The sequence below is a fragment of the Acinetobacter sp. YH12156 genome (genome assembly GCF_013418235.1).
Lineage (GTDB): Bacteria > Pseudomonadota > Gammaproteobacteria > Pseudomonadales > Moraxellaceae > Acinetobacter > Acinetobacter pseudolwoffii.
Map to the genome: position 1 here is coordinate 360,535 of NZ_VPCL01000002.1, position 22,587 is coordinate 383,121.

Sequence of the window (22,587 nt, forward strand, 5' to 3'; positions counted from 1 at the left end):
TGGATGGATTCAGTTTAAACATGTTTTGATTGCGAAATGAAAGCGAACCTTTTACTTTATAAAAGCCAAAATTTGTTTAAAACCTTAGGAAATATCAATGACCCGTGTTGCTCGCTATCATGCGGACCGTACCAATCAAAAACTGTATTTTGCCCGTCTTGCCTGCCAGCAGGCAGAGCAAACCCAGCATGTGCAACAGGCTCAGGCACAACGTGAGGCGACTGTATTTCATTTACATGGCGCTTTATTGGCATTTTTGCAGGAACTGGTGCGTTACTATCGCCTGAATGATGCCAATCCGACGCTGAAATCGATCGAAGAACTAATGGCAGCCAAAGGCCAGATTTCACCCGAAGTAGCCGTATTACAACACTTATCCAAGAGCGGTTTCATTGCTGAACTGAAACGTGCCTATCGTCTGTGCCAGTATGCGCCTGAACCGAGTACACCGGAACCCGAAGACGAAACCTCCTCAAATCTCATCATTAAAGTCACACAGTCTCCACAAGCATGGTTACCTGATCCTGCTATATTAAGAGAATGGCATCGTGACTTAACACAACTCATCGATGGTTTTCGCAATGAGATGATTGAATTTTAATCGGATCGACCGTACTTGAAATTAGAATTTTTAACCCTATATCAATTACTCTAATGATGCAAAGTGCACCCGGCTCTTTGCCACCATGTTGAACATGGAGGATATATGTCTATAGAACAGTTGAAAGACTTATTTGGTAATCAAGACGCGATTTTAGAACTCGTTCAACTTGAAGGTGGTGCCTTGGCTTTACGCAATGCAGGTTCGCATAAACAGCCTTTGGTCATGATTCAGTTTAATGACGAGGTGAAGGCTCTACTCGGAGAGCAGACGCCTGTGATTGCGCAGCAGATGATTCAGGCGGCCCTGTATGGCTTGCTGGAACAGCAGGTCAATGAATGGCAGGCTGAAGTCGTAGATGAAGAGCCGAAGTATATGAGTTAAGATTACAATGTATTCAAAAGCACACTATCGGTGTGCTTTTTGATTTTAAAGGGTTGGGGAATAAGTTAGATTTTAAGTACGAGCTCAAGGTGAGTTTCAAGAAATGAAAACCTCGTTTCTTTGATTTTACTCCTGATGATTTGAAGTCAGCTTATTACAAAAAATCTTGTGATTATGCATAAAAAAAGTTACCACATTGGGCAACTTTTTTTATGCAGAGAGATTAATGAGAAGGGGGATGCTGATGCGCAATTTCGATCTGGTTTAAAATATGATTACTCATATTTTTCGCCATTTCTTCTTTGGCATAATACACCGCGCCGATATTATCACGACGGATCGCTTCAGCTTCTTCCTTGCTTTCGGCACAGACCAATACCTGAATTTTCGGATTCAAGGTCTTGGCAATATCTACAATTTTATGAATATCGATGATATCCATAGGGGAAATGACCAGTAAGCGCGCATGTTGAATATGCGCCTGGATCAAAACACCGGCTTCAGTCGCAGCGCCTGAAACCGCGGCAATACCTTTTTCACGCAGATTTTCGACAATATCGCGGTTTTCTTCTGCAATAACCACCTTGATATTTTCTTCCATTAATGAGCGGGTAATACGACGACCCACTTCACCATGACCAATCAGCACCACCTGATCACGCAAGTAATCCTGTGAAACTTCATCGGGTAACATTGCCAATGGATCACCACTGCGTTCCAGTAAGCGTGCCAGGGTCGAGCGTTCCCGAATCCATTTTTGTACCGGTTCAATCGCGGAGAAGATAAAGGAATTAAGAGTGATCGAGATCAATGCACCCGCCAGAATCAGGTTTTGACCTTCTAGTGAAAGCAGATTCAGTGACACCCCAAGTGCTGCCAAAATAAATGAAAATTCACCAATCTGTGCCAGCGAAGCGCCAACAGTCAGCGCGGTATTGATTGGATAGCGGAAGAACAATACCAGTGCCATTGCTGCAAGAGTTTTACCAATCAGAATAATGCCGACGACTGTCAGCACATGGAGTGGCTGTTCCAGTAAAATACGCGGATCAAACAGCATGCCGACAGAAACAAAGAATAAGATTGAGAAGATTTCACGCAGCGGCAAGGTTTCTTGTTCCGCGCGATGACTGAAATCTGACTCTTTCACCACCATCCCGGCAAAGAAAGCCCCCAGCGCCATAGATACCCCAAAAACCTTATAGGCCCCAAAGGCAATCGAGATGGCCGCAGCGACCACAGTCAGGGTAAACAGCTCACGAGAACCCAGACGTGCCACGACTTGGATGATCATCGGCACCAGACGTTTACCAATAATCAGCATAAAGGCAATAAAGCCTGCGACTTTCAGCAGGGTAATGCCTAAAGTGGCCCAGATATTGTCATCGCTCGCACCTTCAAGTGCTTGTCCGCCTAGAAGTAAGGCAGTGGCCGGCAATAATACCAAGGCCAAGACCATGACCAGATCTTCGACCAAAAGCCAACCGACGGCAATCCGGCCATTAATTGAATCGAGCAGACCACGATCACCGAGTGCTTTGAGTAGAACCACCGTACTGGCACAGGATAGGCTTAAACCGAATACGAGCGCAGAGCCAAAGCTCCAGCCCCATAACATCGAGACTCCCACTCCGAGCAGAGTGGCGACTGCAATTTGCAAAATTGCACCGGGCAATGCAATCCGCCGCACCTGCATCAGATCACTTAGCGAGAAATGCATCCCGACCCCGAACATCAGGAACATGACACCTAATTCTGCCAGCTGGTTGGCCAGATGAATGTCGCCGACCACACCAGGCGTATTGGGACTAATCAGAATGCCGGCCACCAGATAGCCGATGAGTGGGGGGAGGCGCAGACGTGCAGCGATATAGCCAAAAACCAGGGCTAAGCCAAAACCAACAGCCAATAATATAATGAGTTCTACGTCATGTGGCACTAAATACTCCTTTAGTTAGGTTTGCTGGGAAATAAGCACAAAAAGTGCCAAAACATGTAGAAAGTTTATCAAGTGGGGTAAAAAAAATGCAAAAAAAAACGACCTGAAAGGGTCGTTTTTTTTAAAAAGCCAAAATTACTTGATTTTAGCTTCTTTGAAGATTACGTGTTGACGGATTTTTGGATCAAATTTTTTGATTTCCATTTTTTCCGGCATAGTACGTTTGTTCTTAGTCGTGGTATAGAAATAACCTGTACCAGCTGAAGAAACTAAGCGAATTTTATCACGCATGGTTCAGACTCCTTAGATCTTTTGACCTTGAGCACGTAGGTCAGCAACAACCTTTTCAATGCCCAATTTGTCGATAATACGCATACCTTTAGTGGTTAAACGAAGACGTACAAAACGTTTTTCGCTTTCTAACCAGAAACGGTGGTGGTGCAGGTTCGGCTCGAACCGGCGTTTAGTTTTGTTGTTGGCGTGTGAGACGTTGTTACCAACGACTGGACGCTTGCCGGTAACTTGGCAAACCTTAGACATGGTGTAACTCCATTGATTTAGCCAACAGCAAATCTGTATGGCCAGTCAAAAATAAACGGATTGAAATCATTCAAGGGGCGTTTTATATCAAAAATGCGCTTAAAAGACAAGCGATTTTCGTCAAAACGCAGCACGAGCTATATCGATAGCTCATGCCTTGATCATTTAACGGAGAAGTGTCTTCGAAATCAGCTTGTGAATCGGTTTATTGAACGGCGGCAGAATGTATTTCAAGCTATACAGCTTGGGATTCGACATTACCGAGCGTTCATGCGACAAACTGAAGAAGCCTTCTGGACCGTGATATTTCCCCATACCTGATGCACCGACACCCCCAAATGGTAGATCGTCTTGTGCAACATGGGTTAATACCGTATTTTGCCCGAAATGCCCTGAATGGGTACGCTGTGCGACATAATCGGCACGCGCTTGATCAAAGTCGAAGTAGTATAAAGCAAGTGGGCGTGGACGGCTATTAATAAAGTCGATAACTTCATCAATTTGATCATATTCCATGATTGGCAGCAGTGGACCAAAGATTTCATGCTGCATGATCTGCATGCTTGGTGTGACATTGGTCACAATGGTGGGGGCAATTTTACGCAGATCAGCGGAATTTTCATGGCGCGGATTGATTTCAATAACATGAGCACCCTGTTCACGTGCATCATCCAGATAGCCTTGCAGACGGTTGTACTGTTTGTCATTCACAATCGAGGTGTAATCCTGATTATGGGTAATATCCGGATACATACTTTCTACGCAGGCTTTAAAATGATCAATAAATTCTGCCGTTTTGCCACGAGGCAGGAACATATAGTCCGGTGCAACACAGGTTTGACCGGCATTCCAGAGTTTGCCCACCGCAATCCGCTGCGCGACATCACGCAGATCAATCGATGGATGCACCAGCACTGGCGACTTGCCCCCGAGTTCCAGAATCACCGGAACCAGATTTTCTGCTGCGGCTGCCATCACGGTTTTACCCACAGCAGTCGAGCCGGTAAAAATCATTTTGTCGAAGGCTAGACGACAGAAAGCATCTGAGATCACACCGCCACCATTGACCACTGCGACCAGTTCTTTCGGAAAGGCTTCTGCCAAGGCTTTTTCAAGCACTTCACCAAACGCAGCCGATGCGCTAGAAATCTTGATCATGGCGTGGTTGCCGGCAGCCAATGCACAAATGAGTGGGCCAATGGACAGCAACAATGGATAGTTCCACGGTGCAATAATCCCAATCACGCCCAAAGGCTGATATTGCACCCAAGCTTTGGCCGGTTGATGAATAATGCCGACATGACGCTTGGAGGGTTTCATCCATCGGGTCAAGTTTTTGCTATAATATTTGATATGTTCCAGACAGGTGAGCAGTTCACCAATTTTGGTTTCCCCAATCGAGCGGTTACCATAATCCTGATTAATTGCCTCTGCAAATTGATCTTGATACTTAACTAAGATACGCTTAAGTCGAGCTAAACGATCGATGCGTTCCTTTGCCGTCGGCAAAGGATAGTTTAAGTAAGCATGTTTTTGTTGTGCCAAAAGCTCATTTAAGTATTGGCCATCAAAAAAATGTGGTGTCATTGATATTGTTTTTGTGTGACTGTTCATGCCGCACTACCATTATTCAAAAATCGATTAATTAATTTTTAGAGCAAATACTCTAATTAGTCAAGTGACTTTGTGTGTTAGCCTGCTAATGCACGAACTGAATGGTTATTTTAGGATGTCCCAAACCAAAACCTTAAAAACTAAAGAGCGTATCTTGCAGCTCAGTTTGCAGCTGTTCAATGAGCGTGGCGAACGCTCTGTGACCACCAATCATATTGCGGCTGAACTCGGGATGAGCCCTGGTAACCTGTATTATCATTTCCGTAATAAGAATGAAATTATTAAAGAACTGATGGAGGAGTACCAGCAGCAAACTCTGGAAATGCTGGCGCTGCCGGATGATCGTGCTCTGGATGCCAATGACAAGATTCATTATTTTCAGGTACTGAGCAGTCAGCTGTGGGCTTATCGTTTCCTGCATCGCGATGTCTATCATCTGGTCGAAAATAATGAAGATTTCCGCAAGATGTATCCACGCTTTGCCGGCGAGGTGATGCAGCAAGGTCAGAAAATCTATAAGGCTTTTGTGAATGCTGGCTTGATGGACATGACCGATTCAGAAATTGAAGCACTGATCATTAACCTGTGGATTGTACTGACCAACTGGACCAACTTCCTATATATGTCAGGTCATCTGACCGATTCCAATACGCTGGAAGAAAAATGGGTCTGGCAGGCATTGCGTCAAATGGTGTTCCTGGAAGGGGCCTATTTACGCGGTGAAAGCCGTCAAACTTATGAAGGTTTGCTAAATAGTCTGGGTTCTTCGGAACTTTTTGCCAGCCTGTCATCTGCAAAAAACACAGAAGTCGAGTCGCCTATTCAGAATATCTCGGAAACGCGCTAGAATACTCGGCTTATTTTAAATTTAACTGATTAGTGACTTAAACCAACATGAATATGACGACTGCTAACACCGCACGTTTATTGATTACTTGTGAAGACAAGCCGGGCATCGTGCAGGCTGTTTCGAGCTTCTTGTATCATCAAGGTGCCAATATTACTGCGCTTGACCAATATGCGACAGCAGCGCAGGGCGGCCGTTACTTCATGCGCGTTGAATTTGAACTGGATCATCTGCAAAGCCGTAAAGAAAGCATTACCCAGACTTTTGCGGTAAATGTCGCAGAGCGTTACGGCATGCAATGGCGTCTGGCTCTGGTCAGCGATGTGAAGAAAGTCGGTATTTTGGTGTCTAAGGTCGATCATGCCTTGCTTGAGCTGTTATGGCGTCATGCCCGTGGTGGGTTGCCATGTGAAATTACCAAGGTGGTATCGAATCACGAGACTTTACGCGAAGCGGTTGAAAACTTTGGGATTCCATTTGAAGTGGTGCCGGTGACCAAAGACAACAAGCCTGAAGCCTATGCAGAAATTGACCAGTTAATGCAGGGCAATGACCTGTTGGTATTGGCACGTTATATGCAGATTCTAGATGAAGAATTTGTAAGTAAGTGGGAAATGAAAGTGATCAATATTCACCATTCATTCCTGCCCGCATTTGTCGGTGCAAATCCGTATAAGCAGGCGCATGAAAAAGGTGTCAAGCTGATCGGTGCGACTGCACACTATGTTACTGCCGATCTGGATCAGGGTCCGATCATCGAGCAGGACGTAGAACGTGTCAATCATGACTTTACCGTTGAACAGTTGCGTGAACTCGGTCAGGATGTAGAACGTAATGTACTGGCACGTGCAGTGAAATGGCATCTGGAAGACCGTATTATTGTCGATGGCAATAAAACTGTGGTGTTCCAATAAAACTTGCATCCCTATTTAAAAAGGCATACTTTTAGTGTGCCTTTTTTGTTTTGATGCAAAAAAAGTCAGTGAAAGGCATGATTAGTAGTTGCAAATGAAAACACTTCTCATTTATTATTGGCGTACTTTAATTGTGCTAACCGATGAGCTTGATTGTTTGTTTCACATCATCTCCTCAAGGTAATAGATTTAATGAGTCAAGTTGCTGCTCCCATGCCACCTACACCGCCCAACAAGATGAAAAAGAAAGTCATCTCGATTCTGGCGGCCGTGTTCGTCGGACATGTGGGCCTATTGTGGGCAGTGAGCCAGATGGACGCACCGGAGCTCAAGCCTGTAGAGAAAGAGCCGCTTAAAGTGCGCTTTGTAAAATTGCAGGAAGCACCCAAACCTTTACCGCCAAAGCCGAAGGCCGAGCCACAAAAAGAGCCGCCTAGGCCCAAAGAAGTCAAAATTGTAGATAAACCGCTGCCACCACCACCAAAAAAAGTTGAAAAAATAGAACAGGTGAAGAAGGCAGAAGCACCTAAAGTCGTGAAAGCACCACCCGTTGAAGCTAAACCAACCCCAAGTCCGGTGGTACCGACAGTGGTCACCGAAACCAAAGTGCAACCGGCACCAGCTCCAGTCGCGCCACCTGCACCTGTAGCACCGCCAGCACCTGCTGCGCCGCCATCACCAAAAAGTGTCTCGATTGGGGGGGGAGTGAGCTGGCAGCGCGCACCGAAAGTTTCCTTGTCTTCAGGTGAGTTAAGAGCGACTTGTTCGATGGTGGTCGATGTGGCGGCAAATGAGCAGGGTAAAGTGGTTTCTGCGACTGCACGTAATTCGGATTGTAGCTCGGCAGTGAACCGTAAAGTTGAAGCAGCGGTACGCCGCGCGCAACTAACCAAATATGTGGAAAATGGTGTGGCTTATCCAACCCGGGTTGAGCAGCCTTTCGATTTTCAAATTACCAAATAACGGCTAACCCATTAGGAGTTCGAAGATGAACTTTTCAGTTTATTGGCAACACGCTGATGCAGTCAGTAAAACGCTGTACTTCGTGTTATTGGCAATGTCGATTGCGACATGGACCATTTTTGTGCTGCGTTTAATGGGCACTCGCCAGCTTAAACAAGTTGCTTATACCCAGCTGTCTCAAGCATTGGAGCAACTGAAAACCAAATTGGCTCCTTTGGGCTTTGAACAGCGTAAGGCAGTGGCAGAACAGGCGTTGTTACGTCAGATTTCAGCCGAAAAAGCCAATGCTGAGAAAGGGGTATCCGTCCTCGGTACGATTGCTTCGATTTCACCATTTGTCGGTTTGTTTGGTACCGTGTGGGGTATTTTCCATGCGCTGGTTGCAGTGGGTAAAAGCGGTCAGGCTGGTCTGGCACAAGTGGCAACCCCAGTCGGTGAAGCCTTGATCATGACGGGTCTAGGCTTGGCCGTCGCGATTCCTGCGGTACTGGCTTATAACATCTGTGTGCGTTTCAATCGTGGTTTGGCGCATGAGTTACAAGATCAGGCACATGGCTTGTTGATTGACACCATGTTGCAACAGGAATCTGCTACAAAAAAGTCTGATGAAAAAGTAACACAACAGAGTTTAGTGGGAGGTCAAGCTTAATGGCTTTTCAACTGGGTGAAGACAACGATGTAGGTATGAATGAGATGAACCTCATTCCCCTCATCGACATTATGTTGGTATTGATGATCATCTTCTTGGTGACAGCGACCGTTGCGAACCCATCAATTCCATTAACCTTGCCACAAACCACCGCGGAGATTATTGATCTGCCGCCTGAAAATGTCACAATCAGCATCAATGCGGAAGGTGAGATTGCCTGGAATGGCAATGTCCTGACCCTAGACGAATTGCAGACCCGTTTTAATGAAGCAGGTCAGACCGAACGTCAGCCGACGATTGTGCTGAAAGCAGATAAAGAATCCCGTTATGACACGGTAGCTCAAGTCATGTCGCGTGCGAGTGGAGCCGGACTCAGCGACATTGCCTTTGCAACCGATAACTAAGATTCAGCTAACAAAAAAAGCGACTGATTTCAGTCGCTTTTTTTATCCCCATTTTTTATGCAAATTAATGGGTTTTTAACAAAGTCATAAATTTACTGCGTAATTTATTCAGTTTTGGCGGAATGGCAAAATTGCAGTAACCTTGGTTTGGATTTTTCGCAAAGAAATTTTGGTGATATTCCTCAGCAGGATAGAAGGTCGGCATCGGGCTGAGTTCAGTCACAATATTCAGGCCTTCATTTTTTAAAGCATCCATGGCTGCTTCTGCCTGAGTTTTTTGTTCAGCATTCAGATAATAAATCACGGAACGATATTGGGTGCCGACGTCATTGCCCTGACGGTTCAAAGTGGTTGGATCATGCGTCGCAAAAAACACCTCAAGGAGCTGGGCATAGCTGATCTGGTTTTCGTCGAAATCAACCAGAATAACTTCAGCATGGCCGGTTTCACCGCCGCACACGGCCTCATAATTTGGCTCAGGGGTATGACCGCCGGCATAGCCACTCAGGACTTGCTGAACGCCCTGAATTTGTAAAAATACCGCTTCGGTACACCAAAAGCATCCACCACCAAAAAGTGCTTGTTGCATGGCTGATTCCTCATTCGATTGAACTGGGCTGATGGTTAAATCCTGGCCCATCAGTATGAAAGATAAAAAAAGCCCGCCAATACAGGCTTTTTGTAGGGAAGTCTTAACGTGGCTGAACTGCACTTTCCAGCTGAATTAACACATTACCATGACGATCCAATAGTTTTAGGGTTTTACCAAATACCTGATAATGCGTCACCTTGGCTAAAGCTTCATTAAATTTTTGATCAAGCTGATCATTATGCATACAGGCCATGCGTGTTGTTGCCATCTGGCTTAAATTCAAAGTATCTTTGCCCGCCGTATAGCTGCCCATGATCCGGTTACAACCATCTGAACCGGAAACACGCTGGGTGCTGGCATCAAATTGCAGACTTGGAAGATGAGGTGCAGTAGCTGCGGTCTTGATTTCAGTATTGCCAATCTGTGTGGCAATCCAGGTGCGATTTTGCAAAAGTTGTAAATGATTCGTGGTTTGTGTGGTGGCGGTATTCGGCACGGTTTCGCAGCCCATTACAGCCAATACTGAACCCAATAGGGCGATTGCAGTTAATTTTTTTAGCATGAAAGATACTCTGATTATTGACTAGCTATTTGTATATAAACAAAAAAATGATCCGGGTTCCAGTCGGTTTTGTATCTTTATTTACAGTAATAAAACGCCAGTTAATGCGTCTGAGGTGCAGGCAGGCCTTGACGAAGTCGCTGCGAATATTCCTGGCTGGACAGATCGGCGCTCTGTTTGACTCGTGGATTCACATGCGCCCGTTGGTACCAGGTGTGCATATCCCAAGATTGATCCAGCACTTTCAGATCATAGAGATAATTCGGTAAATAGCCGGACGCTAACAGTCGATAATCTGAAGGCAATTGTTGTTGCGATACTGCCTGAACCATATCAAAGACCAGAGTGGTGCAATTACTGGTCAGGGTGTTATACCACTTGGGTTCTCTGGCCAATTCATCGGCCTGGGCCAGATATTCTTTGAATAAGGCTTTGGCCTGAGCTTGTGGCATATTTACCGGAAAGAAATACACCTGCTCTCCGCGAATATTACTACGTGTATACACAATATCTTTTTCGTCCGATGCCACCAGACTCAATTCATATTTACGGAAAAACCCACCAATTGCAGAAAACTCTTCATGTTTTTCCTTGCGGATTTCAATCGAGAAAGTGAGAGGTTTTTGATTGGCAAAATCGAAGCTGACCAACGTGTGGGCAATTTTCGGACCCATCCAGTAGGAGGTAATGATATTCACCCCGCTAATCTGGTTCAGGTCAAAACTGCGGCTTTCCCAACGTTCGATATAACGACCATCAGCTTGCCAGTCAAAGTTCCGGATATTGTGCAGGGTGACCTGATCGCCTTGTTGTTCATAGTGCAACAACTGAGCCACTTCAGGATTCCACTCCCGATCCTGACGCGCTTGCAGACTAAAATAGCCCAGCAGACAAAACAGAAAGACCAGAAGATATAGAATGCTATCGACTTTACGCGAGATCAGGTGCCGGGTGAAGTAGATCCCGAGTACCAGCAGGGAAAACGTTAACCAAACACCAATCAGGATCAAGCTGCCAATCTTGCCGAGAGGTTGCTGAACCCAGAGCATCAGGCTGAGCCACAGGCTCGACAGAATAACAAAGAGGGTAAACAGGCTGCCCAGCAGCCACAGACTCCAGTGCTTGGAAATATATTCTCGTCCCTGCATGGTCACTTTTTCATGAGAAATAGGCTTTATTTTCTGTAGGTTGCAAACTCAAAAGCAATCCCGGTTTTGTCGTCAATATGTTGCTCGGTCGCGACTTTTTTGAATTCTGCCGGAATTTCAGGATAATAGGCATGACCTTGTACATCCAGGTCGACATGAGTCAGTTCCAGACGGTCGGCAATGTCCATGGTCTGTTTAAAGATTTCACCGCCACCAATAATAAAAATAGACGTCGGTTTTTCTGAGCTGTGTACATCAGTAACTGCCTGAATAAGCGCATCTTCAATGTTATGAGCAACTTTAGTGCCTTGAAAAGACCAGTCAGGATCACGGGTAATGACCCAGTTCACGCGTTTAGGGAGCGCACGCCCCATCGACTCAAGGGTCTTGCGGCCCATGACAATTACACCGCCCTGAGTGATTTCTTTAAAATGCTTGAGATCGGCTGAGATATGCCAAGGCAGGTCATTGTCCTTACCAATACAGCGCTGCTGATCCATTGCAACGACATGAACGACTTCTAAATCCTGAAATGCCATACCTACACTCAAAAACAAATAAAAATTTGCTCCTATTAAAATGCAAAATCCCACTTTAAGCAAAGTGGGATTTTGATTTTCTTTGGTTTGGGAACATTTACACTGCAACGGGTGCCTTAATCCCCGGATGTGATTCATAACCAATAATTTCAATATCTTCAAATTTGAAGTCGAACAGGTTTTTGATTTCAGGATTCAATTTAAGTTGGCACAGGCCCAAGGGCTCACGGCTGAGTTGTAATTGCGCTTGCTCGAAGTGATTGCTATATAAATGTGTATCGCCACCGGTCCAGACAAAATCACCGACCTCCAGCTCACAGACTTGCGCGATCATATGTGTCAACAGGGCATAGCTGGCGATATTAAATGGAACACCGAGAAAAACATCGGCGCTACGCTGATACAGCTGACAAGACAATTTGCCATTGTGGACAAAGAACTGGAACAGGGTATGGCAAGGCGGTAATGCCACTTGGCCCGCTTCATTCGGATTCCAGCCAGATACAATCAGACGGCGCGAATTCGGATTGGTTTTAATTTCATTAATCAACCATTTGATCTGGTCAAAACCATCCTGATTATAGCTATTATCTGCATTTTTGCTGGCACCAAAATTACGCCACTGGTGACCGTAAACTGGCCCCAGTTCACCTTCAGGGCGGCCAAAACGTGCGGTCTGTTCGGCGGTTGCCCACTCATCCCAAATCGAAACTTTATGATCTTTTAAATATTGAACGTTGGTGTCGCCTTTTAAAAACCATAATAATTCAATCACGATAGAACGGAAATGAACTTTTTTGGTGGTGAGTAAAGGGAAACCTTGGGAAAGATCAAAGCGCATCTGATGACCAAATATCGAACGTGTCCCTGTACCGGTACGGTCGCCTTTATCGCCGCCGTTGTCGAGAATGTGTTGTAAAAGGTCAAGATATTGGCGCATAGGTCTCTCTATTTAAATCTGTTGAAAATCGCCGTTTTAACAGCAGTATAGATTATTTCAAAAATAATTTGCTGTCGAAAGGGACAATTTAAATTGCGCATATCATAGCATTTTTTGATGAGCTTTCATCGCTCAAACCAGAATAAAAAAGACCTCCTGATAGAGGTCTTTGTACAGTAAATTAAGCCGTTTTATGGCCAGTATGCACGGTGTGAATCAGATCGGACAGATCATAACCCAAGGATTCTGCATAGCTTAAATATTCACGTTGAGTGGCTTCATCTAAAGTCGTCCCGCGATGTAGCAGCCATAAGTATTCTTTACCAGGTTCGCCCACAAGGGCCGTCTGATAATCCGGATCGATTTTTAATACCCAATAATCGCCCTTGGTAAACGGAATCCAACGCAGGCCTTCAGGTAAAAAACTGACTTCGAGCTTGGCATGTTCTGCATCGACAATGGTCGCTTCAGCAATGGCTTCATCCAGCTTACCCTCACCATCCAGACAGCGGTTCTGAACCCGAACCTTGCCATTTTCATTTAAGCTATATACCGCAGAAATATCGGTGCTGTTCTCGGGTTGGTGTTTCATCGGCAAACGTGCAATTTCATACCAGGTGCCTAAATATTGTTCTAAATTAAAATTTGAAACGGTACTTAAAGTCTGACTCATTTTTCTTCTCCGTTTAGTTCAATATTTAAAAATGCCGAATCAGTGTAATACAGGGTGCAAAGCTCAAAATGATGTAATCATGTAGTGAAATGTTGTCTGAAAATGGCCGAGCTACAGCTTAAAGTCACACGTTTGAGTAGAAAAAAAATAAGGACTCATTTTGTGTATTTCAGGCTGAAAAGACTTTGCAAGGCGTCGGAGTTGGCTTTGCTTTACATTTTTTTTGCAAAGATGATGGGTTTTGTAACTGTATTAGAAAGAACGGCTTAATTTGAATGCCGCAAAAATAGACAAATTTATTTACATTTTTAATGTGAAAGATAACATTTAAACGACTAGTATTCTCGGCTTGTTAACAATATGAAAGCCTAAATTACAGGCGAGGAGCGGTTGGTAAGGCATGATCTATGATCATCAAGTAAACATGAGCGAAGTACATGCTCCTGTCCAAGCGAATATCATGGTGCGTTCCCAATCGCAGCAAAGACCTAAAAAGTCATCACAGCCAGCCACTACCCGTAATGTTTCAGGCCTCAGCAATGGCCATCGGATTAATATCGAGAAATTTACCAGTTATCTGCAAGGCATTACCCGAAATACCAGTACACAAAAATGTGCGCGCAGTATTCGTGTCGGCTTGCAATCCTCGGGTGCGAAAATTGTGAATCATCCGGTGGCAGCGGCAGATTGGGGAAGTACCCTGATGCAGCTGGGCTATAAGAAAATTAATGCTTCTTTTGATCGGCCGAAAAAAGGCGATATCTATATTATTGACCGTACTCAGGGACATAAATATGGACATATCGCGGCTTATTCAGGTAGTGCCTGGGTATCGGATTTCAAACAGCGAGATCATGCGGTTTATCGCAATAAAAACGTGACTTATAGTTACTATCGTCTGGAAACTTACTTCTAAGAAAATACTGCGAAGTGATCAGTCCTCAAAACGCTTCGCACGGTTTTCATAGACCGATACGATAAATAATCCAATCGCGGCAAAGCCAAGACATTGCAGACCCAAGGCAAATTTGCCCCATTGCTGGTGCTGTTCTGGTAAATAGCCAAACAGGGTAATTAAGGCAATGATGGGAATCACCCGGCTCAAGGCGCTAAAGCCATTTGCATAGGGATTGGATTTTGAGATTTTCAGGCGGAAATGGTGCAGTAAATGCACGACAACTCCAATCGCTAAACTCACCCCAACAAATACCGGATCTAACTGGGCCACAGTCGATGCCGCATAAATAAAAATACAGGTCGCGATGATGACGATGAGTTTGATTTGACGGCTACAGCGTTCGGAATACCAAAATTCAAGCATGGGGTGAACCCGAATCTGATTTGTTTTGATTGAGCAGGGACAGTGGAGAAAACAGACAAATTGCCAGTGCCATAAATGCAATGCCTTGTGCACCCGGAATCAGGATTTCGCCCTGTCGCATATTCATAAAAACTAAAGCAATCAATAAGGCAATTGGAATCCAGGTCAGTAATCTATACAGCAACCCGGTCGGTTTTTTGCTGGCAAAGTGGATTTTGCAGTAACGACAGATCAGAAAAATGATGCCAGTACCGACAAACATCAAAATTGAATCTAAGGGCAGTGGTTCCATCCAGTACAAGCCTGCAGCTGTCGCTGCAATCACAATAAAGATCAACAGTTTTTTGAGAATAGATACCTGCGGATTAAACCAGAACTCAAGCATAATGATGAAAGAATAGAAGAGATAATCGGCACTTTAGCATATTTTGAGTATAAAAAAGCGAGGCCTTGGCCTCGCTAAATTACGCGATTTTCTCAGCTATTTTTGTTTGGACCCCAGTCATAGATTTTCTTTTGGTAGGCATACCACATCATCCACAAGCCAATCAGGATCATTGGCAGGCTCAGGAATTGGCCCTTGCTCATCCAGCCAATAAACAGCTGACCATTGTCCGGCTCACGGAAGAACTCGACCACGAAGCGTGCCAGACCATAACCGATCAGGAACAGTGCAGAGACCGCCATACGTGGACGCGGCTTGGAACTGAACCACCACAATACAATAAACAGAATCAGGCCTTCACACAGCGCCTGATACAATTGTGATGGATGACGCACCAGCTGCAAAGGATCGGTCGGGAAAATCATGCCCCAGGCAAAGTTGGGATCGGTCACCTGACGGCCATACAATTCACCGCCAATAAAATTACCAATCCGGCCAAACATCAGCCCCGTTGGTACGCAGGGTGCGATAAAATCCAGGGTCTGGAACCAGGTCATCTTGTATTTCCGGCACCACCACAGCATGGCCAGAATGACACCGAGGAAACCACCGTGGAAGCTCATACCACCGGTCCAGATCTGGAATAACCATAAAGGATCTGCGAGGAACTGAGAAAAACCATAGAACAAGACATAACCGACACGGCCACCGATGATGACACCAAGCGCACCGAAGAAAATCAGGTCAGAGACCATATCTGGCGTCCAGCCGCGTTGTTTGGCTCGAAACGTTGCCAATCCCCAGGCAAATAAAAATGCCAGTAAGTACATCAGTCCATACCAGTGGACTTGCAGGGGCCCGAGCGAAATCGCGACGGGATCAATATTGGGATAGGTGAGCATTCCTGTTCCTTGTGATTCTGTTTTGCACAGATTTTAGCTGAAAGCAAAGAAAAATGTTGTACATTCAATGTGTAAAGATCGAGAGCGTAAATTATGTGTATCGTGGCACTGGCTTGGCGGGTTGTGGATGAGACCCCATTATGTCTGATTTCAAATCGGGATGAATTCTATCAGCGGCCTACACAGGCATTGCATGAATGGGAAGATAGTCCGATTATTGCCGGGCAGGATTTGCAGTCGGGCGGCACCTGGATGGGTATCACGGCCTCAGGTCGCTGGGCAGTGATTACCAATTTTCGCAACGGGCAAGATCGGACAGATTATCCGACTTCACGTGGTCATATCATCCAGGATTTTTTAAATTCGGACTTAACGCCGATTCGTTTCGCACAAGATCTGGAACAACGGCAGTGTGACTATGCCGGTTTTAATCTTTTTATTGGAAATCAAGATCAGGCCGTATATATGAGCAATCGCGGTGAAGCACCACAAGTACTGGCGCATGGCGTCTATGTGGTTTCCAATGGTCTGATGAGTGAAGACTGGTACAAGACCCGACATTTGCGCAAACGCTTTACCCAGGAATTTTTACCGATGCTGCAACAACAGTCAGTTTCGGAAGCTGATCTGTATCATGCAGTCTGGGATATTCTGGAAGATGAACGTAAAGTGATTCCTGAACTGCTGCCAGATACCGGCATTTCGGTTGAAATGGAACAGCTGCTATCGTCGACATTTATTCAAAGTCTAGCCTATGGAACCCGCTGTTCCAATTTTTTGAGAATGACCAACGATAAATGGCACTGGATCGAAAAGTCACAACAAGGTGCAACCGCAGGTCATACTATTGAGAAAATAATTAGCCTGAAATAATCACCGGATATGAAAAATGCCGACAGATGTCGGCATTTTTTTAAATCACTTCAGAGTTTAAGCTTTAGGGGTTTCTAACGATTCACCTGCAATGACACCACCATCTTTACGGGTAATCACGACTGTTGCTGAGCGTGGACGTGAATATGCACGACCAGTACTGATTAAATTTTCAGCTTGGTTGGCAGGCCAAGTACCACCCGGATGTTGCACGTTTACAAAAATGGCTTTGTAGTCAGGTGTCATGGTAACCCCTGTAATTTCACAGCCAGCAGGACCAACCAAGAAACGGCGTAGCTTCGAGTCATCTAGCTTCGCACCCATAGGTGTTTTTTGTGTGCCTGTGCCCGCTGTTGCGGTTTGTACAGAACCATCGCTCACTGAACCAGGAAGTGCTGCAAGCATCATGCAGTTGGTTGTATCCGTATATGCACCATCGTCAGTTTGTAACCATAATACGCCACGGTCATCAAACCACATACCATCTGGGCTAGAGAAATCATTTGCATCCGTCAAGCCAGAAAGATTTACACCTGGGATTGAATCTGCTTCGGCACCGAATAGGAAAATATCCCATGTAAATGATGTTGCAGTAACATCGTCACCTGTTTCACGGAAGCGAATGATATGGCCGTTGATGTTACCGCTCAGACGGTTCGTTGCATCATCATCGTCCGAGTACTGACGTGGGTTAGCTGCATCAATGGCATGACCGGTACCACGTTGTGAGTTATTGGTTAAAGTCACATAAACTTCACCATTTTCAGGATTTACGGCAACCCATTCAGGACGATCCATTTTGGTCGCGCCCGCTGCATCGGCAGCTAGGCGTGCATGCACCAAGATATCGGCCTGGTCTTTAAACTGATATTTGTCATAACTCGTAATTTTCGGGTTATTCATGGACAGTTCAAGCCATTCACCACGCGCTTCACCGGTAGCTTCATTAAAATCAAACTTGGCGACATAGAACTTACCTTTGTCCATGTATTTGTCACCAGCTGCATAGCCACCATTGATATCACTTGGATTCCAATTGGTTGCTGACACAAACTTATAAATGTATTCGCCCTGAGAGTCATCGCCCATATAAAATGCAAGTGGCTTACCTTCGATGGCACGGCTAACACGACAGTCTTCATGAGCAAAGCGACCTAAAGCGGTACGTTTTACTGGGCGACTACGGTTATCGAATGGATCAATTTCCACGATCCAACCGAAAGTATTAATCGAGTTGCGATAATCTTCTTGAGCTGTGTTCGCTAAAGCGGCAGTGTTCCAACGGCTGAACATATCTACAGATGAAAGTGTTGGAGCTGTAATACTCTGCCAGTTATAACCGCTTGCCTTATTGTTCACTTTATAGCGAGAGATGGCATGTTCAGTCATGGCATCACGTATATCTCCAGCGTCACCTTCTTTTTTACGTGCGATGTATTGGTTAAAGTTTTCTTCAGTGGTGAGATAGGTTCCCCACGGAGTATAGCCATTACCACAATTATTGATCGTACCGCGTGTAATCAAGCCAGTTGGGCTGAATGCTGTCTGTACCAAGGCATGACCTTTTACAGGGCCTCTAAATTCAATTTCACTTGCTGCAGTAATACGACGGTTAAATGGTGAGTCCAGATTCACGCTAACAGCTTGAGTGGCTGGGTCTTTTTTCAAGTGAACAATTGAAACACCATGTGCATATATTTCACGGAGCGCTTCATCTTCAGTAATATCTTTTGGATCAAAAGCATTACCGCGAGGGTGTAGATCACCACGTTGCAGATATTCATGGTTCATGACCAACAGACCTTGATCAGATACTGTTGCATCATAATTTTGCTTAGCGGCATTCATACCGAAAAAGGTCATGCCGTCATGGTTATCGCCAACACGACGCTCATATGAAATACCACTTGGAATATTGTTTTCATCCCAAACTGGCAGGCTTGAATTCAGAGGATCGCCTACAGCGTGCAAGATTTTGAAATCGTAGCCTTCAGGCACCGAAAATTGTTCTAAAGTGTTTTTCTCGACTGCCTTAAATTTTAGCGAGCTTGGTTTCGCTGTTAAATCTGGTTCAGTTGATGGTGGAGTAGGATTGTCTGAGTTATTTGGTTCATCATCGTCATCACTACAACCGGTTAAAGAAGCTGCCAAAGTTAAGGCAACTGCACCACCAGCTGTTTTTTTGATCAATTCGCGGCGGTTAATATTTTTTTGCAAAATTTGAGTGAATTCTGCATTCCCCGAGTTGTTGCTGTCATAATCGTCATTGAAATCTAAATAATCTGTCATTTTTTAGTTCCTGGCAAAAAAGGCTTGGTTATAAAGTTATGAACAAAATAGACTTAAAGTATGACAATCTGGTTAAGTCAATATTTCAATAAAGTTAAATAAATCAATGTCTTTATTTGTATAAAACAAAAAGACAGCCTTGGCTGCCTGAGTTAAATATGATTCTTTTTGTTTTTGGGTTGTAGTTATTATTGATCGGTTAAACGACGCTTTTCAATCAGTTTTCCTGCCAACAAACCCAGTTCAAACAGCAGCCACATCGGTACAGCCAACATGATCATCGACAGTGCATCTGGTGGTGTCACGAACATCGCGACAAAGAAACAGCCGACAATAATAAAGCGCCGTTTCTCCACCAGGGTTTGTGTTGAAACTGCCCCAATCAGGATTAAAACCAAGGTAATAATCGGGATTTCAAAGGTAAAACCAAAGACCAGAAACAGCTTTAAACAGAAGCTAAGATAACTGTTAATGTCAGTCATCGGTGCCACAGTTTCCGGCGAGACACTGATAAAAAAATGCAGGATCGAAGGCAAGGCCACAAAGTAGGCAAAGCTGATCCCGGTATAAAACAGCACAATACTGCCGATCAAAAGCGGCAGCGCCAGACTCTTTTCTTTGGCATATAACGCCGGTTTAACAAATGTCCAGAGCTGATACAGAATAAACGGCATTGTGATCATCAGCGCCACAAAGAAATTCAGCTTAAACGGTGCCATGAATGTTGCCGTCACATCCGTGGCAATCATGGTCGAGCTGGCAGGCAATTGTGCCCGTAAAGGTTCAGATAACCATTGATAGGTCTGATTGGCGAAAGGCAGCAAACAGAAAAACAGGCCAATCAGGACAGCAACCACTTTAAACAGATGTTTTCTTAACACCACCAAATGCTGGGTAATCGGCATCTCTTCAAGGTTCAGCGCTGCAGCATCATTTGAAGCAGGTGTGGTCGGTGAAGACGTCATACGGCCACCTTCATTTCTGTATAGCGTTGTTGGGAAATCACTGCTTGAGTTTGTGCAGGCTGAGGTAAATACACCACTGATACGGGCTGTACTACAGGCTGATAGCGAAGCACGGGCTGGGCAGCCTGAGGCTTTACTTTTAATTCATCAGTTGCAATCGGCTGCTGCAAATCTGCCATTTGTGCCTGCATCTTGGCTTCGAGTTGCTGGATCCGCTGCATTTCGGCCTGCATCTGTTCTCGCAGTTCGGACAAGCGTAATTCACGATCCAGATCGTTCTGAACATTGCTGACCATGCGCTTGATCTTGCCATACCATGTTCCGACAAAACGGACTGCCTCAGGTAACTTGTCTGGCCCAAGCACCAGAAGTGCAATAATCCCGAAAATCAGCAGCTCGGTCATTCCGATATTGAGCATAGCGGACTCTTAACTCTTGATTGAGGTTTCAGGGGTTTTGACTTGTGCATCAATCGTTCGCGGTTCTTGCAGCTTGGCCATTTCTGCTTCTTCATCTTTGACTGATTTTTTAAAGTCTTTAATTGCACCGCCGACATCTTTACCCAGGTTTTTCAGCTTCGATGTACCAAACAATAAAATCACCACAATTGCAAAAATCAGCACATGCCAAATTGATAATCCTGCCATTATTTTATCCTCTATATTTCATGCCCCTATCTCAGCAGGCTTGTATGACAATGCAGTGACGCTTTAATGACAGTTTGCCGACACGGCAGCAGGGTAATGAGTAATTCATATGAAAAATCTATCATTAGATGAAAAGGATGCTGTGCTAGCATATAACCTGATATGGAAATCTCAGCAGCACTGTCATGGCCTTGATTCTTCCCCTGCTGTCTTTTTTGATTGGTTATTGGGGCGTGCAATATTTAAAACCGGTTCGACCTGTCTTGGCGGCTTTACTGGCACGTGTTCTGATTCCTGTGCTGATTATTTACAATATGGTGTTTTATAAAGCGGGCAGTCTGTGGCTGATGGGCTTTAGTATTTTTAGTTCAATTGTGTTGTTTAGCCTGTTTTATTATTTTGCCAAAGATAAATTGCGTGCGCTGTGTTTTAGCTATTTGAATGGCGTATGGCTCGGTCTGCCGTTTGCCTTAGCAGTGTTTGGCACTGACGCAATGTCGACCATGATTGCACTTTATATTGGTGGCTCATTATTTGGGAATGTCAGTGCTGTCATTGCCGTGAGCCAAACTCGCCAAGATTGGACATTTATTCTGAAAAATGTCCTGCAATCACCACCGGTGATCGCACTCAGTATTGCAGGGGTTTTATCATTTTGGGACTTTAGTCATTATGAGTTTCATCCCATCCTTCAATGGGCATATGCAGCCAATAAATTTTTAGTCACTTTTGCAGGAATGTGCATTTTGGGCATGTGGCTTCGTCATGTCCGTATTCAGCTGAGGGATTTAAAGCGCAGTCTGGTGCTGATCAGCGGGCGCTTTATTTTTGCATTAGGCTTGGCTGGTATTGCCTATATATTCTTGCCGATTCCACATCAGCTCCTGACTTATAGTGTAATGATGATGTATTTCTTATTGCCACCGGCAGCGAACATCGTGGCTTTAGAAACCCATTATCAGGGCACAGGGCATTCTGCCAAATATATTGCTTCGGGGACGATTGCGAGTGCAATTTTGATTGGGATCTATGGGCTGGTGTTGCATGCGGTGATGCCTACGCTATAAAGTTTCCTTTTTTGGAGAGAAGGCTAGAAAGAGTTATAAAGTCCCCCCCTTTGAAAAATGGGGATTTAGGGGGATTCTTGATAAGAGGTAAATTTGAATCCCTCCCGACCTCCCTTTGGAAAAGGGAGGGGTAAAACAAATTATTTCGCCAAACTGGCTTTAAACAGCTGCATGGCCTGACCACGATGACTGATTTTATTCTTTTCTTCTTTGCTCATTTCTGCACTGGAAATACCGAGTTCCGGCAACCAGAACAGCGGGTCATAACCGAAGCCATTTTCACCGCGTGCTGCTTCTAAAATTTCACCCGTCCAGATGCCCTGGAAAATTTGTGGCAGTGGATCTTCAGCATGTTGAACCAGTGCCAGTACACAGACAAACATGCCTTCAATCGCTTCGCTATCTTTACGCAATGGTTTCAAATCTGCCAGCAGTTTCTTATTGTTGGCGGCATCATTGCCATGTTCACCGGCATAACGTGCTGAGTAGATCCCAGGAGCTCCGCCAAGAACTGGCACACAAATGCCTGAGTCATCGGCAATCGCAGGTTTACCTGAGATTTTAGCCGCGTGGCGTGCCTTGATAATGGCATTTTCAACAAAGCTTAAACCATCTTCGATGGCATCTTCGATATTCAGTTGACCTTGAGGAATCACATCTACCGGCAGTTGCAGTTCCGCAAACATTTTCTCAAACTCGGCAATTTTACCTTTGTTATTACTTGCCAATACCAGTGTGCCTTGGGATAACCAATCTGTAGAAGCCATATGTCACTCATTCTCTAAATATCAATCGTGCTATTTTAACTGCCATTGCGGATTTGTAGGCA

Annotated in this window: 28 protein-coding genes; 10 read left to right on the plus strand and 18 right to left on the minus strand. The window is 44.9% G+C overall.

The annotated features are described in order from the left end of the window. The first annotated feature begins 97 nt into the window (after positions 1-97). Positions 98-601: a DUF6586 family protein gene (locus FTU87_RS04650; RefSeq protein WP_005172799.1), complete on the plus strand. Its 504-nt coding sequence runs from the start codon at positions 98-100 to the stop codon at positions 599-601. A 105-nt stretch (positions 602-706) separates the two neighbouring features. Beyond that, positions 707-985, plus strand: a complete 279-nt coding sequence (locus FTU87_RS04655) for a hypothetical protein (protein WP_004278462.1) — start codon at positions 707-709, stop codon at positions 983-985. A 223-nt stretch (positions 986-1,208) separates the two neighbouring features. Here FTU87_RS04655 and FTU87_RS04660 read toward each other — a convergent pair whose 3' ends face one another. The 4 genes from FTU87_RS04660 to FTU87_RS04675 all read right to left on the minus strand — a co-directional run bounded on the left by FTU87_RS04660 (position 1,209) and on the right by FTU87_RS04675 (position 5,078). Continuing rightward, positions 1,209-2,924 (minus strand): cation:proton antiporter, encoded by a 1,716-nt coding sequence (locus tag FTU87_RS04660; RefSeq protein ID WP_100357550.1) that lies wholly within the window; start codon positions 2,922-2,924, stop codon positions 1,209-1,211. A gap of 135 nt (positions 2,925-3,059) precedes the next feature. Next, a complete protein-coding gene (gene rpmG / locus FTU87_RS04665) occupies positions 3,060-3,215 on the minus strand; it encodes a 50S ribosomal protein L33 (protein ID WP_001205031.1) in 156 nt (51 codons plus the stop codon). Positions 3,216-3,227: 12 nt separating this feature from the next. Next, entirely contained in the window at positions 3,228-3,464 is a 237-nt protein-coding gene (gene rpmB, locus FTU87_RS04670; protein ID WP_000048256.1) for a 50S ribosomal protein L28, read from the minus strand. A gap of 165 nt (positions 3,465-3,629) precedes the next feature. Continuing rightward, positions 3,630-5,078, minus strand: coding sequence for a coniferyl aldehyde dehydrogenase (locus FTU87_RS04675; protein WP_005172791.1), 1,449 nt, complete (start codon positions 5,076-5,078; stop codon positions 3,630-3,632). A 115-nt stretch (positions 5,079-5,193) separates the two neighbouring features. On the opposite strand from FTU87_RS04675, the gene FTU87_RS04680 reads away from it, so the two are divergent. From FTU87_RS04680 to FTU87_RS04700, 5 genes are all read left to right on the plus strand, one after another. Beyond that, positions 5,194-5,925, plus strand: coding sequence for a TetR/AcrR family transcriptional regulator (locus FTU87_RS04680; protein ID WP_034608773.1), 732 nt, complete (start codon positions 5,194-5,196; stop codon positions 5,923-5,925). Positions 5,926-5,972: 47 nt separating this feature from the next. Beyond that, entirely contained in the window at positions 5,973-6,839 is an 867-nt protein-coding gene (gene purU / locus FTU87_RS04685) for a formyltetrahydrofolate deformylase (RefSeq protein ID WP_005095527.1), read from the plus strand. Between the two features lie 192 nt (positions 6,840-7,031). Beyond that, on the plus strand, positions 7,032-7,802 hold the full coding sequence (locus FTU87_RS04690; protein WP_034608769.1) for a TonB-dependent receptor: 771 nt from the start codon (positions 7,032-7,034) through the stop codon (positions 7,800-7,802). Positions 7,803-7,827: 25 nt separating this feature from the next. Further along, positions 7,828-8,451, plus strand: coding sequence for a MotA/TolQ/ExbB proton channel family protein (locus FTU87_RS04695; protein ID WP_100534638.1), 624 nt, complete (start codon positions 7,828-7,830; stop codon positions 8,449-8,451). Then, entirely contained in the window at positions 8,451-8,855 is a 405-nt protein-coding gene (locus tag FTU87_RS04700; protein ID WP_005172785.1) for a biopolymer transporter ExbD, read from the plus strand. Before FTU87_RS04695 ends, FTU87_RS04700 begins: the two co-directional genes overlap by 1 nt. Positions 8,856-8,919: 64 nt before the next feature. Here FTU87_RS04700 and msrA read toward each other — a convergent pair whose 3' ends face one another. The 6 genes from msrA to FTU87_RS04730 all read right to left on the minus strand — a co-directional run bounded on the left by msrA (position 8,920) and on the right by FTU87_RS04730 (position 13,309). After that, complete coding sequence (gene msrA, locus FTU87_RS04705) at positions 8,920-9,444, minus strand: peptide-methionine (S)-S-oxide reductase MsrA (protein WP_005095533.1); 525 nt, start codon at positions 9,442-9,444, stop codon at positions 8,920-8,922. Between the two features lie 103 nt (positions 9,445-9,547). After that, on the minus strand, positions 9,548-10,009 hold the full coding sequence (locus FTU87_RS04710) for an META domain-containing protein (RefSeq protein ID WP_074383989.1): 462 nt from the start codon (positions 10,007-10,009) through the stop codon (positions 9,548-9,550). A gap of 101 nt (positions 10,010-10,110) precedes the next feature. Continuing rightward, positions 10,111-11,157, minus strand: a complete 1,047-nt coding sequence (locus FTU87_RS04715; RefSeq protein WP_005095536.1) for a DUF4105 domain-containing protein — start codon at positions 11,155-11,157, stop codon at positions 10,111-10,113. Between the two features lie 26 nt (positions 11,158-11,183). Further along, positions 11,184-11,696 carry a dihydrofolate reductase gene (locus FTU87_RS04720; protein ID WP_180096742.1) on the minus strand — a complete coding sequence of 171 codons (513 nt, stop codon included), beginning with the start codon at positions 11,694-11,696 and terminating at the stop codon, positions 11,184-11,186. A gap of 97 nt (positions 11,697-11,793) precedes the next feature. Continuing rightward, positions 11,794-12,636, minus strand: a complete 843-nt coding sequence (thyA, locus tag FTU87_RS04725) for a thymidylate synthase (protein ID WP_180096743.1) — start codon at positions 12,634-12,636, stop codon at positions 11,794-11,796. A 181-nt stretch (positions 12,637-12,817) separates the two neighbouring features. Further along, the gene (locus FTU87_RS04730; protein WP_100329265.1) at positions 12,818-13,309 is read right to left on the minus strand and encodes a lipocalin family protein; all 492 of its coding nucleotides are present in this window, start codon (positions 13,307-13,309) and stop codon (positions 12,818-12,820) included. Positions 13,310-13,709: 400 nt separating this feature from the next. Here FTU87_RS04730 and FTU87_RS04735 point away from each other — a divergent pair, with 400 nt between their 5' ends. Further along, on the plus strand, positions 13,710-14,225 hold the full coding sequence (locus tag FTU87_RS04735; protein WP_180096744.1) for a CHAP domain-containing protein: 516 nt from the start codon (positions 13,710-13,712) through the stop codon (positions 14,223-14,225). Between the two features lie 18 nt (positions 14,226-14,243). Here FTU87_RS04735 and FTU87_RS04740 read toward each other — a convergent pair whose 3' ends face one another. The 3 genes from FTU87_RS04740 to lgt all read right to left on the minus strand — a co-directional run bounded on the left by FTU87_RS04740 (position 14,244) and on the right by lgt (position 15,917). Continuing rightward, positions 14,244-14,630: a hypothetical protein gene (locus FTU87_RS04740; protein WP_180096745.1), complete on the minus strand. Its 387-nt coding sequence runs from the start codon at positions 14,628-14,630 to the stop codon at positions 14,244-14,246. Beyond that, positions 14,623-15,015: a hypothetical protein gene (locus FTU87_RS04745; protein ID WP_180096746.1), complete on the minus strand. Its 393-nt coding sequence runs from the start codon at positions 15,013-15,015 to the stop codon at positions 14,623-14,625. The genes FTU87_RS04740 and FTU87_RS04745 overlap by 8 nt, the downstream gene beginning before the upstream one ends. Positions 15,016-15,107: 92 nt before the next feature. Continuing rightward, positions 15,108-15,917, minus strand: a complete 810-nt coding sequence (gene lgt / locus FTU87_RS04750; RefSeq protein ID WP_180096747.1) for a prolipoprotein diacylglyceryl transferase — start codon at positions 15,915-15,917, stop codon at positions 15,108-15,110. Positions 15,918-16,010: 93 nt separating this feature from the next. Between lgt and FTU87_RS04755 the strand changes: the two genes are divergently transcribed. Further along, complete coding sequence (locus FTU87_RS04755; RefSeq protein ID WP_180096748.1) at positions 16,011-16,790, plus strand: NRDE family protein; 780 nt, start codon at positions 16,011-16,013, stop codon at positions 16,788-16,790. A 57-nt stretch (positions 16,791-16,847) separates the two neighbouring features. Here the strand turns inward: FTU87_RS04755 and FTU87_RS04760 are convergent, their stop codons facing one another. From FTU87_RS04760 to tatA, 4 genes are all read right to left on the minus strand, one after another. Further along, entirely contained in the window at positions 16,848-19,079 is a 2,232-nt protein-coding gene (locus FTU87_RS04760; RefSeq protein WP_180082939.1) for a PhoX family phosphatase, read from the minus strand. Between the two features lie 188 nt (positions 19,080-19,267). After that, a complete protein-coding gene (gene tatC / locus FTU87_RS04765; RefSeq protein WP_074383997.1) occupies positions 19,268-20,044 on the minus strand; it encodes a twin-arginine translocase subunit TatC in 777 nt (258 codons plus the stop codon). Next, positions 20,041-20,463 (minus strand): Sec-independent protein translocase protein TatB, encoded by a 423-nt coding sequence (gene tatB, locus FTU87_RS04770; protein WP_005095555.1) that lies wholly within the window; start codon positions 20,461-20,463, stop codon positions 20,041-20,043. Before tatB ends, tatC begins: the two co-directional genes overlap by 4 nt. Positions 20,464-20,472: 9 nt before the next feature. After that, entirely contained in the window at positions 20,473-20,691 is a 219-nt protein-coding gene (tatA, locus tag FTU87_RS04775; protein ID WP_100355649.1) for a Sec-independent protein translocase subunit TatA, read from the minus strand. A 185-nt stretch (positions 20,692-20,876) separates the two neighbouring features. On the opposite strand from tatA, the gene FTU87_RS04780 reads away from it, so the two are divergent. After that, complete coding sequence (locus FTU87_RS04780; protein ID WP_180096749.1) at positions 20,877-21,758, plus strand: permease; 882 nt, start codon at positions 20,877-20,879, stop codon at positions 21,756-21,758. A 140-nt stretch (positions 21,759-21,898) separates the two neighbouring features. On the opposite strand, the gene rdgB is transcribed toward FTU87_RS04780, so the two are convergent. Next, the gene (gene rdgB / locus FTU87_RS04785) at positions 21,899-22,525 is read right to left on the minus strand and encodes an RdgB/HAM1 family non-canonical purine NTP pyrophosphatase (RefSeq protein WP_180075494.1); all 627 of its coding nucleotides are present in this window, start codon (positions 22,523-22,525) and stop codon (positions 21,899-21,901) included. Positions 22,526-22,587: the final 62 nt, after the last annotated feature.